Source organism: Nocardia jiangxiensis NBRC 101359, assembly GCF_000308615.1.
Taxonomy (GTDB): Bacteria; Actinomycetota; Actinomycetes; order Mycobacteriales; family Mycobacteriaceae; genus Nocardia; species Nocardia jiangxiensis.
The window spans coordinates 244,616-258,124 of sequence record NZ_BAGB01000068.1; the positions used below are offsets into that span (position 1 = coordinate 244,616).

At 68.5% G+C, this 13,509-nt stretch carries 15 protein-coding genes; 11 read left to right on the forward strand and 4 right to left on the reverse strand.

What is annotated here, in order from left to right; all coding sequences use genetic code 11:
• Positions 1-273: 273 nt before the first annotated feature.
• Positions 274-897 carry a carbonic anhydrase gene (locus tag ON40_RS30445; RefSeq protein ID WP_040828313.1) on the forward strand — a complete coding sequence of 208 codons (624 nt, stop codon included), beginning with the start codon at positions 274-276 and terminating at the stop codon, positions 895-897.
• A gap of 106 nt (positions 898-1,003) precedes the next feature.
• The gene (locus ON40_RS30450; protein ID WP_040828315.1) at positions 1,004-1,690 is read left to right on the forward strand and encodes a hypothetical protein; all 687 of its coding nucleotides are present in this window, start codon (positions 1,004-1,006) and stop codon (positions 1,688-1,690) included.
• Positions 1,691-1,701: 11 nt separating this feature from the next.
• Here ON40_RS30450 and disA read toward each other — a convergent pair whose 3' ends face one another.
• The 3 genes from disA to ON40_RS52190 all read right to left on the reverse strand — a co-directional run bounded on the left by disA (position 1,702) and on the right by ON40_RS52190 (position 5,017).
• Complete coding sequence (gene disA, locus ON40_RS30455) at positions 1,702-2,802, reverse strand: DNA integrity scanning diadenylate cyclase DisA (protein WP_051193768.1); 1,101 nt, start codon at positions 2,800-2,802, stop codon at positions 1,702-1,704.
• Between the two features lie 41 nt (positions 2,803-2,843).
• Entirely contained in the window at positions 2,844-4,238 is a 1,395-nt protein-coding gene (gene radA, locus ON40_RS30460; RefSeq protein ID WP_040828316.1) for a DNA repair protein RadA, read from the reverse strand.
• Positions 4,239-4,342: 104 nt separating this feature from the next.
• Positions 4,343-5,017, reverse strand: coding sequence for a copper chaperone PCu(A)C domain-containing protein (locus ON40_RS52190; RefSeq protein WP_063713115.1), 675 nt, complete (start codon positions 5,015-5,017; stop codon positions 4,343-4,345).
• Between the two features lie 282 nt (positions 5,018-5,299).
• Here ON40_RS52190 and carD point away from each other — a divergent pair, with 282 nt between their 5' ends.
• From carD to ON40_RS30500, 6 genes are all read left to right on the forward strand, one after another.
• Entirely contained in the window at positions 5,300-5,788 is a 489-nt protein-coding gene (carD, locus tag ON40_RS30475) for an RNA polymerase-binding transcription factor CarD (protein ID WP_019931623.1), read from the forward strand.
• Positions 5,789-5,790: 2 nt separating this feature from the next.
• Positions 5,791-6,543 (forward strand): 2-C-methyl-D-erythritol 4-phosphate cytidylyltransferase, encoded by a 753-nt coding sequence (ispD, locus tag ON40_RS30480; RefSeq protein ID WP_373281994.1) that lies wholly within the window; start codon positions 5,791-5,793, stop codon positions 6,541-6,543.
• Between the two features lie 14 nt (positions 6,544-6,557).
• On the forward strand, positions 6,558-7,025 hold the full coding sequence (gene ispF, locus ON40_RS30485) for a 2-C-methyl-D-erythritol 2,4-cyclodiphosphate synthase (protein WP_040828492.1): 468 nt from the start codon (positions 6,558-6,560) through the stop codon (positions 7,023-7,025).
• Between the two features lie 89 nt (positions 7,026-7,114).
• On the forward strand, positions 7,115-8,521 hold the full coding sequence (gene cysS / locus ON40_RS30490; RefSeq protein ID WP_040828318.1) for a cysteine--tRNA ligase: 1,407 nt from the start codon (positions 7,115-7,117) through the stop codon (positions 8,519-8,521).
• Positions 8,521-9,495 carry a 23S rRNA (guanosine(2251)-2'-O)-methyltransferase RlmB gene (gene rlmB / locus ON40_RS30495; protein ID WP_040828493.1) on the forward strand — a complete coding sequence of 325 codons (975 nt, stop codon included), beginning with the start codon at positions 8,521-8,523 and terminating at the stop codon, positions 9,493-9,495. Before cysS ends, rlmB begins: the two co-directional genes overlap by 1 nt.
• 119 nt (positions 9,496-9,614) lie before the next feature.
• The gene (locus tag ON40_RS30500) at positions 9,615-9,938 is read left to right on the forward strand and encodes a DUF4190 domain-containing protein (RefSeq protein ID WP_040828494.1); all 324 of its coding nucleotides are present in this window, start codon (positions 9,615-9,617) and stop codon (positions 9,936-9,938) included.
• Between the two features lie 13 nt (positions 9,939-9,951).
• Here ON40_RS30500 and ON40_RS30505 read toward each other — a convergent pair whose 3' ends face one another.
• Positions 9,952-10,761, reverse strand: a complete 810-nt coding sequence (locus ON40_RS30505) for an enoyl-CoA hydratase/isomerase family protein (protein ID WP_040828495.1) — start codon at positions 10,759-10,761, stop codon at positions 9,952-9,954.
• A 269-nt stretch (positions 10,762-11,030) separates the two neighbouring features.
• Here ON40_RS30505 and ON40_RS30510 point away from each other — a divergent pair, with 269 nt between their 5' ends.
• The 3 genes from ON40_RS30510 to ON40_RS30520 all read left to right on the forward strand — a co-directional run bounded on the left by ON40_RS30510 (position 11,031) and on the right by ON40_RS30520 (position 13,419).
• Entirely contained in the window at positions 11,031-11,774 is a 744-nt protein-coding gene (locus ON40_RS30510) for an alpha/beta fold hydrolase (protein WP_040828319.1), read from the forward strand.
• 148 nt (positions 11,775-11,922) lie between these two features.
• Positions 11,923-13,095 carry an acyl-CoA dehydrogenase family protein gene (locus ON40_RS30515; RefSeq protein WP_040828320.1) on the forward strand — a complete coding sequence of 391 codons (1,173 nt, stop codon included), beginning with the start codon at positions 11,923-11,925 and terminating at the stop codon, positions 13,093-13,095.
• Between the two features lie 9 nt (positions 13,096-13,104).
• On the forward strand, positions 13,105-13,419 hold the full coding sequence (locus ON40_RS30520; protein ID WP_040828321.1) for an antibiotic biosynthesis monooxygenase family protein: 315 nt from the start codon (positions 13,105-13,107) through the stop codon (positions 13,417-13,419).
• The last annotated feature ends 90 nt before the right edge of the window (positions 13,420-13,509 follow it).

The following is a 13,509-nucleotide window of genomic DNA, read 5'->3' on the forward strand; positions in this document are numbered from 1 at the left end:
CGCCCGGCCTCGACACTTCCCGGATCCACCGCCCACACGAGCGAATTCAGCTGCCGAACCATCACACAGCCATGATTCACCCCCCGGTCTGCGCCACCCGCACCCGGTCCGTTCGGTTGCGGACATCGCGGCGGGATGCCGCTGCCACCCACCGAGATCACAGGGCAACGCCGATGCCCTCACAATCGGCCCGGACGGTATCTACGCAGACATTTGCCGGGATGTAACCATGCGGACTGGCCGGTAACCGCAAGCGCATGGAAAATGGGACGCATGCCTCAAACCAACCCGATCACCGCCTGGAAGACCCTCCGTGAGGGCAACGACAGGTTCGTCAGCGGTAACCTGCAGCACCCCGGTCAGGGGAGCGCGGACCGGGCCAAACTCGTGCACGGTCAGCAGCCGGCGGCGATCCTGTTCGGGTGCGGCGACTCCCGCGTGGCCGCCGAAATCATCTTCGACCAGGGCCTCGGCGATATGTTCGTGGTCCGCACCGCAGGGCATGTGCTGGACGACTCGGTCCTCGGATCCATCGAATACGGCGTGGAGATCCTGAACGTACCGCTGATCGTGGTGCTCGGGCACGACAGTTGCGGCGCGGTCGCCGCCACCATCAACGCGCTCGACGGCGGCGACGTCCCCGGCGGTTTCATCCGCAGCCTCGTCGAACGAGTCACCCCCTCCATCCTGCTCGGCCGCCGCGAGGGCCTGACCGGCGTGGACGAGCTCGAGGCCCGGCACGTCGTGGAAACGAGCCGACTGCTCATGCAGCGCTCGATGATCATCTCCCAGCGCGTCGCCACCGGTCAGTGCGCGATCGCCTCGGTGACCTACAAACTCGCCGACGGCCGGGCCCACCTGCACCGTTCGGTGGGCAACATCGGCGAAACGGTCTGAACCGGCCGTAGATCCGGCGAAATGTACCCGGTTCCACAGCTGTTCCATACCGACACGCCGCGCAGCTGAGCGGCGGGTCACCCGATGGTGCCCTTACCGTGGTGTCGTGCTGGAACCGACTGGACCACTGCCGCCGGAGATCTACTGGCGTCGTCGCGTGTTCGCCATCGGCGCGATCGTGATCGCGCTGGCGCTGGTCATCTGGCTGGCGATCATGCTGTTGCACGGCGGCGGCTCGTCGGGCTCGACGGCCGCCGCGACGTCCACCTCCGCGAACGCCGCGGGGCCCGCGGCCGGTTCGGCGACGACCACTCCCGCGGCGACGTCCACCCCCGACGCGGCGGCCTCGGCCAGCGCGACGCCGTCGGGCACGGTGAACGCCACCGCGGCCAGCGCACCCGCCGCCTGCCCGGATCAATCACTGGCAGTGAAGGTGACCGTCGGGCAGCCGAGTTACAAGGCGGGTGACAAGCCGGTGTTCGGGATCGTCATCACCAATATCTCGACCATGGCCTGCTCCCGCGATATGGGCTCGGGTCTGCAGCAGGTCTCGGTGCAATCCCTCGACGGCCAGCGCCGCCTGTGGACCAGTACCGATTGCGATCAGGGCGGCCAGCCCGACGTGCGCACTCTCAACGGCGGTCAGCAGGCGGCCTTCACCCTCACCTGGTCCGGCACCACCTCCCAGCCCAACTGCGCGGGCGACCGCGTCCCCGTCCCGGCGGGCGCCTACGCCGTCAGCGCCCAGTTCGGTTCCGTCCGCAGCTCCCCCGAGACGTTCAACATCTCCTGATGCGATTCGGCTCAGACGCCGCCGGATTCGGCGAGCCGGGACAGCCCCTCGCGGATCTGGCGGGCCAGCTGATTGTCGATGCCGTCCAGGGTTTCCAGTTCGTCGGCGGTGGCGGACAGCAGGCTCGACAGCGAACCATACACCGCGACAACGGATTCCACGCTACTCAACGAGACTCGCGGAATCTCGGCGAGCAGCCGGTAACCGCGCGGGCACACGGCGGTGTCCAGAGCCTCGAGAGTTGCCGGAAAGCCCAGCGCGGGGCCGAGGTTCACCAGATCCAGCAGATCCACCTCGAGCAGACCGTCCAGTTCGAGCAGGGCCGCGTCGACATTCGCCTCGTCCACCGGATGCGCCCGCAGATAGTCGCGGACCAGCAGCCGCCGCAGGGTGTCGGTCTCGCCGACCAGTTCGGCGAGCTGCAGGGCCAGCTGACGGCCGTCGATACCGAGTTCACCGACGTCGGAATCGATTTCGCGGCCGACCCGGCGCACCAGTTCCAGGCAGTGCAGGACGGACAGCACATCGCGCAGGGTGGTGAAATCCTCCAGCTCCACGATCGACAGCAGCCGCGCGGTCTCGTCCAGCCTCGAACGGTAGCGCTCGAGCGTGCCCATGGCCTGATTGGCGCGCGAGAGAATCGACTGCGAGGGCTGCACCAGATGCCGCAGACCGCCCAGATACACCGTGACGATCCCGGTCGAGCGACTCACCGAGATCACCGGATAGCCGGTCTGCGCCGCGGTGCGCTCGGCGGCCTTGTGCCGGGTGCCGGTCTCCACCGTGGGCAGCGCGGGATCGGGGACCAGATGCACATTGGCCCGCCGGATGCGCCCGCCGTCGGTCGAAAGCACCACTGCGCCATCCATTTTCGATAGTTCGCGCAGACGCGTCGGGGAGAACTCGACATCGAGTTCGAAACCGCCGTCGCAGATCCGCTCCACCGGCTCGTCGTGCCCGAGCACGATCAGCGCGCCGGTGCGGGCCAGCAGGATCCGATCGATACCGTCGCGCAACTGCGTGCCCGGAACCAGCCGGGCGATCACGTCGCGCAACGCGAGATGCCCGCTATCGCAGTGCACCACAGCGGAATTGGAATGCTCGCCGCCCATCGCGGGCTTGCCGAGCAGATTGGTGACCCAACGGCCAGGGTTCATTCGGCAGCCTCCGCATGTTCGCCCCCTCGCTTCGACAAACCACTCAACGCAACTGCCGCACGCACATTCGCCACCTCGCGCACCCGCATGGACAGGCCGGAGCAATCCACGCCCGGCGGCACCAGCGCCTCAGTGAAACCTAGCCGCTCGGCCTCGGCGAGGCGACGCCCGGCCCCCGTGACACGCCGAACCTCACCGGCCAACCCGACCTCACCCAGGATCACCAGCCCGCCGGGCAGCGAGATACCCCGCTCGGAACTCGTGATCGCCAGCGCGACAGCCAGATCCGCACCCGGCTCGGTCAGCCGCATACCGCCGACGGTGGCCGCGTACACATCGTGTTTGCCGAGGTAGACGTGGCATCGGCTCTGCAGCACCGCGAGCACCATGGAAACCCGGTTGTAGTCCAGACCGCTGACCGCCCGGCGCGGCGCGGGCGCGGGCGTCGACACCGTCAGCCCCTGCACCTCGGCCAGCAGCGGACGTTTGCCGTCCATCGCGACGGTGATCGCCGTACCCGGCACCGGATCGGCGCGATGGTGCAGGAACAGTCCGGAGGGATCGGGCACACCGGCGATGCCGTCGTCGTGCAGTTCGAAACAGCCCACCTCGTCGGCGCTGCCGAAGCGATTCTTCACCCCGCGCACCATGCGCAGCGTGGAATGTTTGTCGCCCTCGAACTGCAGCACCACGTCGACCAGATGCTCGAGCGTTCGCGGACCGGCGACATTGCCGTCCTTGGTGACGTGCCCGACCAGCAGCACCGCGATACCGCTGGCCTTGGCCAGCGAGGTCAGCGCCGCGGTCACCGCGCGCACCTGCGTCACCCCGCCGATCACGCCCTCGGCATCCGCGGCCAGCATGGTCTGCACCGAGTCGACCACCAGCAGCGAGGGCCGCACCTGCTCGACATGCCCGAGAATGGTGGCCAGATCCGATTCGGCGGCGAGGTAGACCCGCTCGTGCACCGCGCCGGTCCGATCGGCGCGCAACCGCACCTGCCCGGCGGACTCCTCGGCGGTCACATAGAGTGCGCGTTCCTCCCGATGACGCGCCCAGCGGTGGGCCACCTCGAGCAGCAACGTCGATTTGCCCACGCCGGGCTCGCCGGACAGCAGCACCACCGAACCGGGCACCACGCCGCCGCCGAGCACCCGGTCCAACTCGCTCACGCCGGTCGGCCGGGCACGGGTGACCTTCGAATCGATGGTGGAGATCGGTGCGGCGGCCGTCGAGGGCAGCAGGGCCCGCCGCCCGGTCGCGACCGATGCGGGCGCCGCGGCCTGCTCACCGATGGAACCCCATTCACCGCAGGAGGGACAGCGTCCCACCCACTTGGCGACCTCGTGCGAACAGGCGGAGCAGCGGTAGAGCGATTTCACCTTGGGCACGTGCGCAGCCTAGGGATCGACTCCGACAGACTCCGCGTTCCCCGTCCGGCCGCGCTGTGCGTCACGACTGCTCGGGCCGCCGACGGACCGGTTCCCGCCCCGGATCAGCTCGCGTTGTTCGGGGCGCTGCCGCCGTCGACCGGAACGTTCACCAGAACGGTCCCGGCCTCCTTGAAGTTGAAGGTCACCGGATAGGTCGGCCCGGGGGTGATGTCCTTGGTCAGACCCGAGATCTCGACCAGGATCGGCTTGGCCGCACCGGCGGCCGGCTTACTGGTGGCCGCCGCCGACGCGGAGGTGGACGGCGTGGTGGTGGCGGTGCCGGACGACGGCGCCGTGGTGGTGGTCGAGGCGGCCGGCGCGTTGGACTGCACGGCCTGCGGGCCGCCCGCGACGACGGTCCGGCCCGGCTCCAGGGTCGTATCAGCCGGGGTGACCTCGACGGTGCCAAGGTCGGTGGTGATGCTGCTGAGCTCGTCGGGCTTGGACGCGCCCTCGTTGACGACGCTGAACGCGATGAGCGCCTTGCCGCCCTTGGCGTTGGTGTACTCCTCGGACTGCGGCAGCAGGATGCGCACATCGCGCAGCGCCACATCGCCCACGTTGGCGGTATTGCCGTTCACCGCCGAGACCTGCCGCGCGGTCTGCGCGATCTGGCCGGAGCTGCAGCCCGACAGTGCGAGTGCGGCACCCGCTGCCAGCGCGGCAACTGCAACAGCACTGCGGCGCACGGCGCTGCGGCGCGCCTGGGACGCTGTGGTGGCTTTCAGGGCAGTCACGGGTTGTCCTCCATGTCGACCGGGCTCACTCCACGATGCAGAGTAGTAGTACGGAGCGTAATAGTTGTCCGGGCGCGCGGATCGACGGGGCCCTGACGGTTTCCCGCGCCACCCCCGCCGCGCACGGGCCCGGCCGTAACTTGTTCTGGCACAACAGGATGCACAACGTTTTGGTTCTGTCAACCCCCAGCGCCCGGCTGTTGTGGCCCTGACCTGCGTCGTTGATCGCGCCGTTATCGAGTCGCATGTTAAACTGTGAGCATCGAAAGGGGCACGGGACACATGATTTTTAAGGTCGGAGACACCGTCGTTTACCCCCACCACGGAGCGGCGCTGATCGAAGCTATCGAGACTCGCACCATCAAGGGTGTGCAGAAGGAGTATCTGGTCCTGAAGGTCGCCCAGGGCGATCTCACCGTACGGGTTCCCGCCGAGAATGCCGAATACGTCGGCGTTCGTGACGTCGTGGGCCAGGAGGGTCTCGATCGAGTCTTCCAGGTGCTACGTGCGCCGCACACGGAGGAGCCGACGAACTGGTCTCGGCGTTACAAGGCCAACCTGGAGAAGCTCGCCTCCGGCGATGTGAACAAGGTGGCCGAGGTCGTGCGTGATCTCTGGCGGCGCGAACAGGATCGCGGCCTGTCCGCCGGCGAGAAGCGCATGCTCGCCAAGGCCCGTCAGATCCTCGTCGGTGAACTCGCCCTCGCCGAGGGCACCGATGATGTCAAGGCCGAGACTCTGCTCGACGAGGTTCTCGCAGCGGCCTCCTGATCGTGAACCAACTGCACGACACCAGTCGTGTCGTGGCATTGGTGCCTGCCGCCGGTCGGGGCGTTCGCCTGGGTGAGTCCATGCCCAAGGCGTTCGTCCCGGTCGGCGGCAGCCCCATGCTCACACTCGCTACCGACGGCCTGATCGCGTCCGGAGTCGTGGACCACATCGTGATCGCCGCGCCCGCCGAACTCCTCGACGAGGCGCGAATTCTGCTAGGTCACCGCGCCGAACCGGCATGCCCCGTACCGGTGAGCGTGGTCGCCGGCGGCGCGGAACGCACCGATTCGGTGCGCGCCGGAATTGCCGCCGCACCGCAGGCCACCCATTTCCTCGTGCACGACGCCGCGCGCGCCCTGACGCCGCCGTCGATGATCGCGCGGGTGGTGGCCGAACTGAAGTCCGGTTGCCCGGCCGTCGTACCGGGTCTGCCGGTCGCGGACACGATCAAATCCGTGGACGCCGACGGCGAGGTCACCGGCACCCCCGATCGCTCGGTTCTGCGCGCGATCCAGACTCCCCAGGGCTTCGACGGCCAACTCCTGCGGGACGCCTATGCCGCCGGAATGCACGCGACCGACGACGCGGGCCTGGTCGAAGCCTTCGGCGCGCGCGTACGCGTGATTCCCGGCGATCCGCTGGCGTTCAAGATCACCACCCCGTTGGATCTGCGCTTGGCCCGCACCCTGCTGGCCGAGCGCGACACTCCCGGCCGCACCGAGATCTTCGAACAGTTGAACACGGTGACGCGATGACCGATCCGGCCGCCATGCGCGTGGGTATCGGCACCGATGTGCACCCGATCGAACCCGGCCGTCCCTGCTGGATGGCCGGGCTGCTGTTCGAGGGCGAGAGCGGCTGTGCCGGTCACTCCGACGGTGATGTCGGCGCGCACGCGCTGTGCGATGCGCTGCTGTCGGCCGCCGGACTGGGCGATGTGGGCGCGGTATTCGGCGTCGGGCGGCCCGAATGGGCCGGCGTGTCCGGTGCGGACATGCTGCGCGAGGTCCGCCGGCTGCTGGCCGAGGACGGATACACCATCGTCAACGCGGCCCTGCAGATCATTGGCAATCGTCCCAAGATCGGACCTCGCCGTAGCGAGGCGCAAGATGTCCTGGGAGAATTACTCGGTGCACCGGTTTCGGTGTCCGGCACGACCACCGACGGTCTGGGGCTCACCGGCCGCGGCGAGGGTGTAGCGGCGGTCGCCACCGCGTTGCTGAGTTGTCGTAACTAACTCGCCCGCACCCCTGAGCTGCCGGATATCCCGTACCCGGCACCTGCCCCGTACCTCATGCAAAATTCCTGACAGTAGGATGGCTGGTCGTGACTCTGCGCCTCTTCGACACCGCGACGCGGACCCTGCGTGATTTCACGCCTCTGGTCCCCGGCCGAGCGTCGATATATCTCTGTGGCGCCACGGTGCAGGGCGAGCCGCATATCGGACACGTCCGCAGTGGAGTCGCGTTCGACGTCCTGCGCCGTTGGCTGGTCGCGGGCGGTTACGACGTCGCATTCGTGCGAAATGTCACCGATATCGACGACAAGATCCTGAACAAGGCCGCCGCGGCGGGCCGCCCCTGGTGGGAGTGGGCCGCCACGCACGAGCGCGCCTTCGACCGCGCCTATGCCGCACTCGGCGTGCTACCCCCGTCGGTGGAGCCGCGCGCGACCGGGCACATCACCCAGATGGTCGAGATGATGCAGCGGCTGATCGACCGCGGTCACGCCTACGCCTCGTCCGGGAACGTCTACTTCGATGTGCGCAGCTATCCCGAATACGGCGCACTGTCCGGGCACAAGCTCGACGACGTGCATCAGGGTGAGAGCGCGGGCGAGGGGAAACGCGATCCGCGCGACTTCACGCTGTGGAAGGCCGCCAAACCCGATGAGCCGACCTGGCCCTCGCCGTGGGGTCCGGGCCGCCCCGGCTGGCATCTGGAATGCTCGGCGATGGCCGGGTTCTATCTCGGCCCGGAATTCGACATCCACTGCGGCGGTATGGATCTGGTGTTCCCACACCACGAGAACGAAATCGCCCAATCCCGTGCCGCCGGTGACGGTTTCGCGCGGTACTGGTTGCACAACGGCTGGGTGACCCTGGGCGGGGAGAAGATGTCCAAGTCGCTCGGCAACACCCTGGCCGTGCCGAATGTGCTCGAAAACGTTCGGGCCGTGGAACTTCGGTTCTATCTGGGCAGTGCGCACTACAGCTCTATGCTGGAGTACTCCGATCAGGCGCTGCGCGATGCGGCCCAGACCTATCAGCGGCTCGAGGCGTTCGTCCGCCGCGCGACCGAACGCCTGGGCGAGGTTCCGGTCGGCAAGTGGACCGACGCGTTCGCCGAGGCGCTGGACGATAATCTCGGAATTCCCAAGGCGCTGGCCGAAATTCATCGGGTCGTGCACGAGGGCAACAAGGCCCTGGAATCCGCCGCGACCGACACCGCCCGCGAGGCGGCCGGACAGGTGCGTGCGATGCTCGGCATCCTGGGTGTGGATCCGCTGGATCCGCACTGGTCCGGGCCGCAGGATTCCTCCTCGGCGAACGACGCGCTGGAGATTCTGGTGCGCGCCGAACTCGAGCGCCGGCAGCACGCCCGCGCCACGAAGGACTGGGCCGAGGCCGACGCGGTGCGCGATCGGCTGCACGAGGCGGGGGTCGAGGTCACCGACACACCCGACGGCCCCGAATGGTCGCTGGTGTCACCGACGGCACGAAAGGCGAACTGATGGCAGGCAATTCGCAACGGCGCGGTGCGGTGCGCAAGGGCGGCACCAAGAAGGGCCAGGTGGTCGGGTCCGGCGGGAAACGTCGTCGTGGACTCGAGGGCCGGGGCGCGACCCCGCCCGCGACCGAGCGCAAATACCATCCCGCGGCCAAGCGGGCCGCCGCGGCGGCCAAGGCCGCGGCCAAATCCGGCGGTGGTTCGGGCGGCGGCCGGGTTGCCGGACGCCGCAACGCCGATGGACCCGAACTGGTGCTCGGCCGCAATCCGGTGGTGGAGTGCCTGCGCGCCGGCGTCCCGGCGACGGCGCTGTACGTCGCGGTGGGCACCGAGAACGACGAACGGCTCACCGCCTCGGTGAAACTCGCCGCCGACGCCGGTATCTCGATCCTGGAGGTGCCGCGCACCGACCTGGATCGCATGAGCTCCAACGGATTACACCAGGGCATGGCCCTGCAGGTGCCGCCGTACCGGTACGTCCATCCGGACGATCTGCTCGAATCCGCCCGCGGCTCGGGCGAACCCGCGTTGCTGGTGGCGCTGGACAACATCTCCGATCCGCGCAATCTCGGTGCGGTCATCCGCTCGGTCGCCGCCTTCGGCGGACACGGCGTGGTGATTCCGCAGCGGCGCAGCGCGAGCGTCACGGCGGTGGCCTGGCGGACCAGCGCCGGCGCCGCGGCGCGGCTGCCCGTCGCGCGTGCGACGAATCTGACTCGCACACTGAAGGATTGGGCCTCGACCGGCGTGCAGATCGTCGGCCTGGACGCGGGCGGGGACACCGTCCTGGACGAATTCGACGGCACCGCACCGACGGTCGTGGTGGTCGGTTCGGAGGGCAAGGGCCTGTCCCGGCTGGTGCGCGAGACCTGCGACGAGATTCTGAGCATCCCGATGGCCGGGCCGGTCGAATCGCTGAACGCGTCGGTCGCGGCGGGTGTCGTACTGGCCGACATCGCACGTCAGCGCCGGTCCTGACCGAGCCGAATCGGCCCGTCCGGGAGGGGAATTGCGCCCGCGGACGGGCGGGTCGAGGTGAATTGGCGCGCGTCCGGCCGATGAAACGGCCCGTGTCACCGTAGACTTGGACGGTGTCCATGTGGAATGAGCAGCCCTACTGGGGAGAGCTGCCCGATCAACCGGTCGGTCCGGCGGTCGAGCACCCGCACGCGACGACCGTGCTGCTGCTCGGCATCCTGAGCATATTTTGTTGCGGCGCACTGGGTCCGGTTGCGTGGGTCCTGGGTAAGCAGGCGCTGAATCAGATCGAGCAGTCCGATCAGCTCAATCACGCCTACGGCGCCACGCTCGGCGGACGCTCGCAGATACTCGTCGGATACGTCCTGGGCATCATCGGCACAGTCCTGATGGTCCTGGTGGCCATCGTCTTCCTGCTGATGGTCCTCGGCGGACGCGCCTGAACCAACCGGGTCGTCAGTCCAGTCCGGGACGCTCGGGCTCGGACGGCACTTCCCAGGCGGGCCATTCACTGCTGATGCTGCCGGTCCATCGGGGCGGGCGGCGGTCGCGGAATGCGGCCATCCCCTCACCTCCGTCGAGGCTCCGCCCGACGTAGCCGTTCAACTCGGTCTCCATCCGGCCGACCGCCTCCTGGGTCATTCCCAGGCCCTCCCACAGCAGCCGTTTGGACAGCGCCGCGGGAAGCGGTGCGGATCCGCCCGCGATGTCGTGTGCGACGGCCATAGCGGTCGGCAGCACCTCGGAGCCGTGCAGGCAGCCGTTGGCCAGGCCCATCGACTTGGCCTCCTCGCCGTCGAAGGTGCGGCCGGTGAGCATGATGTCCGCGGCATTGGCCATGCCGACCAGCCGGGGCAGCGTCCAGTGCGCATAGCCGTCGGCCAGGACTGCGCGACGGACCTGATTGAGTCCGTACACCGCGTCGCGGGCCATGTATCGCAGATCGCACTGCAGTGCCAGGGCCAGTCCGACGCCGACCGCGTGGCCGTTGACCGCCGCGATCACCGGTTTGCGCACCCGCCACGGCGGCGGATCGAGGGTGGCGCTGACCTCGCCGACCCGGTGGGACAGATCCGCGCCAGCGCAGAAGGCCGGTGGCGTCCCGGTGAGCACGACCGCGCGGATCGCGTCCTCGACATCGCAACGGCGCAGGGCCGCACCGAGTTCGTCGGTCAACTCCGGAGTCAGCGCGTTCTGCTGAGCCGGACGATTGAGCGTGAGTACCGCGACGCCGCCGGAAACATCCACGTGCAGTTCCGAACTCATGCAGTGTCCTTCCGGCGCGAACAGGTCCGCCGCGACGGATCGTCGCAGCTGTTCCCGACCGCAGATGTCTTTCCGCACGACCCGGCCTCACGCGGCGTGAGGCCGCCCCGGACGTGCTGTGTACCTGCCGCACGAGCCGATCCGAGGGACCCGCTCTTGCGTGCGACAACATCCTAGGACACCGGCGCCGGGTATCCCGGGGGCGTGCGCATTCAGGACATTCACACCCGCCGACGCGGCCGAGGGAGTCCGCCGTATGGTCGGAGCCGATGCTGATCGACGAGGGTGGCACAGGTGTGCCGATTCTGCTGTTGCACGGGCTCATGGGCAGCGCGCGGACGTGGCGCGCACAACTGGACTGGCTGCGCCCGTTCGGGCGGCTCTACACCTTCGACGCGGCCGGACACGGTCGGCCCGCGCCCCCGGAACTGACCACCGAGGCGTTCGTGGCGGATCTGGCCACGGCCACCGCGCAGATCACCGAGCCGATGGTGGTGATCGGTCACTCGATGGGCGGACTGCACGGGTGGATGTTCGCCGCGGCCCATCCGGACCGGGTGCGTGCGCTGGTGGTCGAGGATATGGCTCCGGACTTCCGCGGCCGCACCGCGCGGGACTGGGCGGAGATGATCGAAGCCTGGCCGCAGCCGTTCCCGGACCAGGACGCGGTCCTGGATTTCTTCGGTCCGGTGGCCGGACGCTACTTCCTGCAGGCCTTCGCCCACGGCCCCGACGGTTACCGATTGCACGGCGCGGTCACGACCTTCCGGGATATCTCCGAGGAGTGGGGCACCCGGGACTTCTGGTCGCAGTGGGATGCCGTGCGCGTGCCCGCCCTGCTGATCGAGGGCGAGCACACCATCACCCCGCCCGGCCAGATGCGTCGCATGGCCGCCGATCATCCGCAGGCTCGCCACGTCCTGGTTCCCGATGCGGGCCACCTCGTGCACGACGACCAGCCCGCCGCCTATCGCGCCGAGGTCACCCGCTTCCTGTCCGAGGTCCTGGGCTGATCCACTGCGGAATGTATCCGTGATCCTGCTCGCCGATCAGCGCCGTGAAGTGCGACGTTGTGCGCGATGAGATTTGAGGGCGTCTGCCGTCAGTCCGTGTCGAGATGCGTCGTATGCTCGTCGCAGGCCAACGAACGAAGGTGACCAGATGATCGATTTCTCGATTCCCGCCGACCTCGCCGCCGAACGTGATCGGGTGCGGCAGTTCGTCATCGACAAGATCGTTCCCTACGAGCGCGATCCCCGGGTGACCTCGCACGGGCCGACCGACGACCTGCGTCAGGAGCTGGTGGAGCTGGCGCGAGCGGAGAAGTTGCTGACCGTGCAGGCCCCGGTCGAGCTGGGCGGGCGCGGACTCACCCACGTCGAGCAGGCCGTGCTGTACGAGGCGGCGGGCTGGTCCACGCTCGGACCGGTCGCGATGAACTGCGCCGCACCCGACGAGGGCAATATGTTCCTGCTGTCCAAGGTCGCGGACGCGCAGCAGATCGACCGGTACCTGATGCCGGTGATCACCGGACACCAGCGTTCGGTCTTCGCGATGACCGAACCGGACGGGGCCGGATCGGATCCGGGTCAGCTGGCCACCACCGCCACCTTCGACGGCGAGAATTTCACCGTCAACGGCCGCAAATGGCTCATCACCGGCGCGGACGGGGCCAAGACCTGGATCATCATGGCCCGGCTCGAGGCCAACCCACACCTGCCCGAGGGACCGACACTGTTCCTCACCGAGGGCGACACTCCCGGCATCGTCATCGAGCGCACGATGAACACCATGGACCGCAACTACGTCGGCGGGCACGGCGTGGTGCGATTCGAGAACCTCACGCTGCCAAGGGAATCCGTCCTCGGCGAGACCGGCCAGGCACTGCGGTACGCGCAGCTGCGGCTGGCCCCGGCCCGCCTGACGCACTGCATGCGCTGGCTCGGCGCGGCCGAACGGGCACAGAGCATCGCGGTCGAGCACGCGCGCACCCGCACCGCATTCGGCAAGCCCATCGGCGAGCACGAGGGCGTGTCGTTCCTGTTGGCGGACAACGAGATCGCGCTGCACCAATGCCGCCTGACCATCTGGCACGCCTGCTGGCTGATGGACAACGGCCACAAGGCCCGGCACGAGAGTTCGATCGCCAAATCCAGTGTGTCCGAAGAACTTTTCAAGGTCGCGGATCGCTGCGTCCAGGTTCTCGGCGGCATCGGCATCAGCGACGAGACGGTCGTGGAGATGATCTTCCGCGATATGCGCGCCTTCCGCCTGTACGACGGTCCCACCGAGGTCCACAAGTGGGCCATCGGGCGTCAGGTGCTGCGCGGCTAGCATGGCCTCATGGCTGTTGTGAAGATCAATGCGATCGAGGTCCCCGAGGGTGCGGGGCCCGAATTGGAGAAGCGGTTCGCGGGCCGCGCGCACGCGGTGGAGAACTCGCCCGGCTTCCTCGGGTTCCAGCTGCTGCGCCCGGTCGCCGGAGACAATCGGTACTTCGTTGTCACGCAGTGGGATTCGGAGGAGTCCTTCGCCGCGTGGCGGGACGGCCCGGCCAAGACGGCGCACGCGGGTGATCCGTCCCGAAAGCCGGTGTCGACCGGCGCCTCGCTGCTCGAGTTCGAGGTCGTGCTCGACGTCGCGGCCAAGCCCGCCTAGTTCGCAAATTCGCTGTTCACCCGGTTCGTAGCGGGTGGATCGGGCCCCGCGTGCGATGTCGCCGGGGCCCGGTCCGTGCGCAGGCTCGAC

Coding starts and splice junctions, on each gene's coding strand:
- ON40_RS30445 (WP_040828313.1), top strand. CDS start 274: ATGCCTCAAACCAACCCGATCACCGCCTGGAAGACCCTCCGTGAGGGC.
- disA (WP_051193768.1), bottom strand. CDS start 2,802: ATGGGCGGCGAGCATTCCAATTCCGCTGTGGTGCACTGCGATAGCGGG.
- carD (WP_019931623.1), top strand. CDS start 5,300: ATGATTTTTAAGGTCGGAGACACCGTCGTTTACCCCCACCACGGAGCG.
- ispF (WP_040828492.1), top strand. CDS start 6,558: ATGCGCGTGGGTATCGGCACCGATGTGCACCCGATCGAACCCGGCCGT.
- rlmB (WP_040828493.1), top strand. CDS start 8,521: ATGGCAGGCAATTCGCAACGGCGCGGTGCGGTGCGCAAGGGCGGCACC.
- ON40_RS30500 (WP_040828494.1), top strand. CDS start 9,615: ATGTGGAATGAGCAGCCCTACTGGGGAGAGCTGCCCGATCAACCGGTC.
- ON40_RS30505 (WP_040828495.1), bottom strand. CDS start 10,761: ATGAGTTCGGAACTGCACGTGGATGTTTCCGGCGGCGTCGCGGTACTC.
- ON40_RS30510 (WP_040828319.1), top strand. CDS start 11,031: ATGCTGATCGACGAGGGTGGCACAGGTGTGCCGATTCTGCTGTTGCAC.
- ON40_RS30515 (WP_040828320.1), top strand. CDS start 11,923: ATGATCGATTTCTCGATTCCCGCCGACCTCGCCGCCGAACGTGATCGG.
- ON40_RS30520 (WP_040828321.1), top strand. CDS start 13,105: ATGGCTGTTGTGAAGATCAATGCGATCGAGGTCCCCGAGGGTGCGGGG.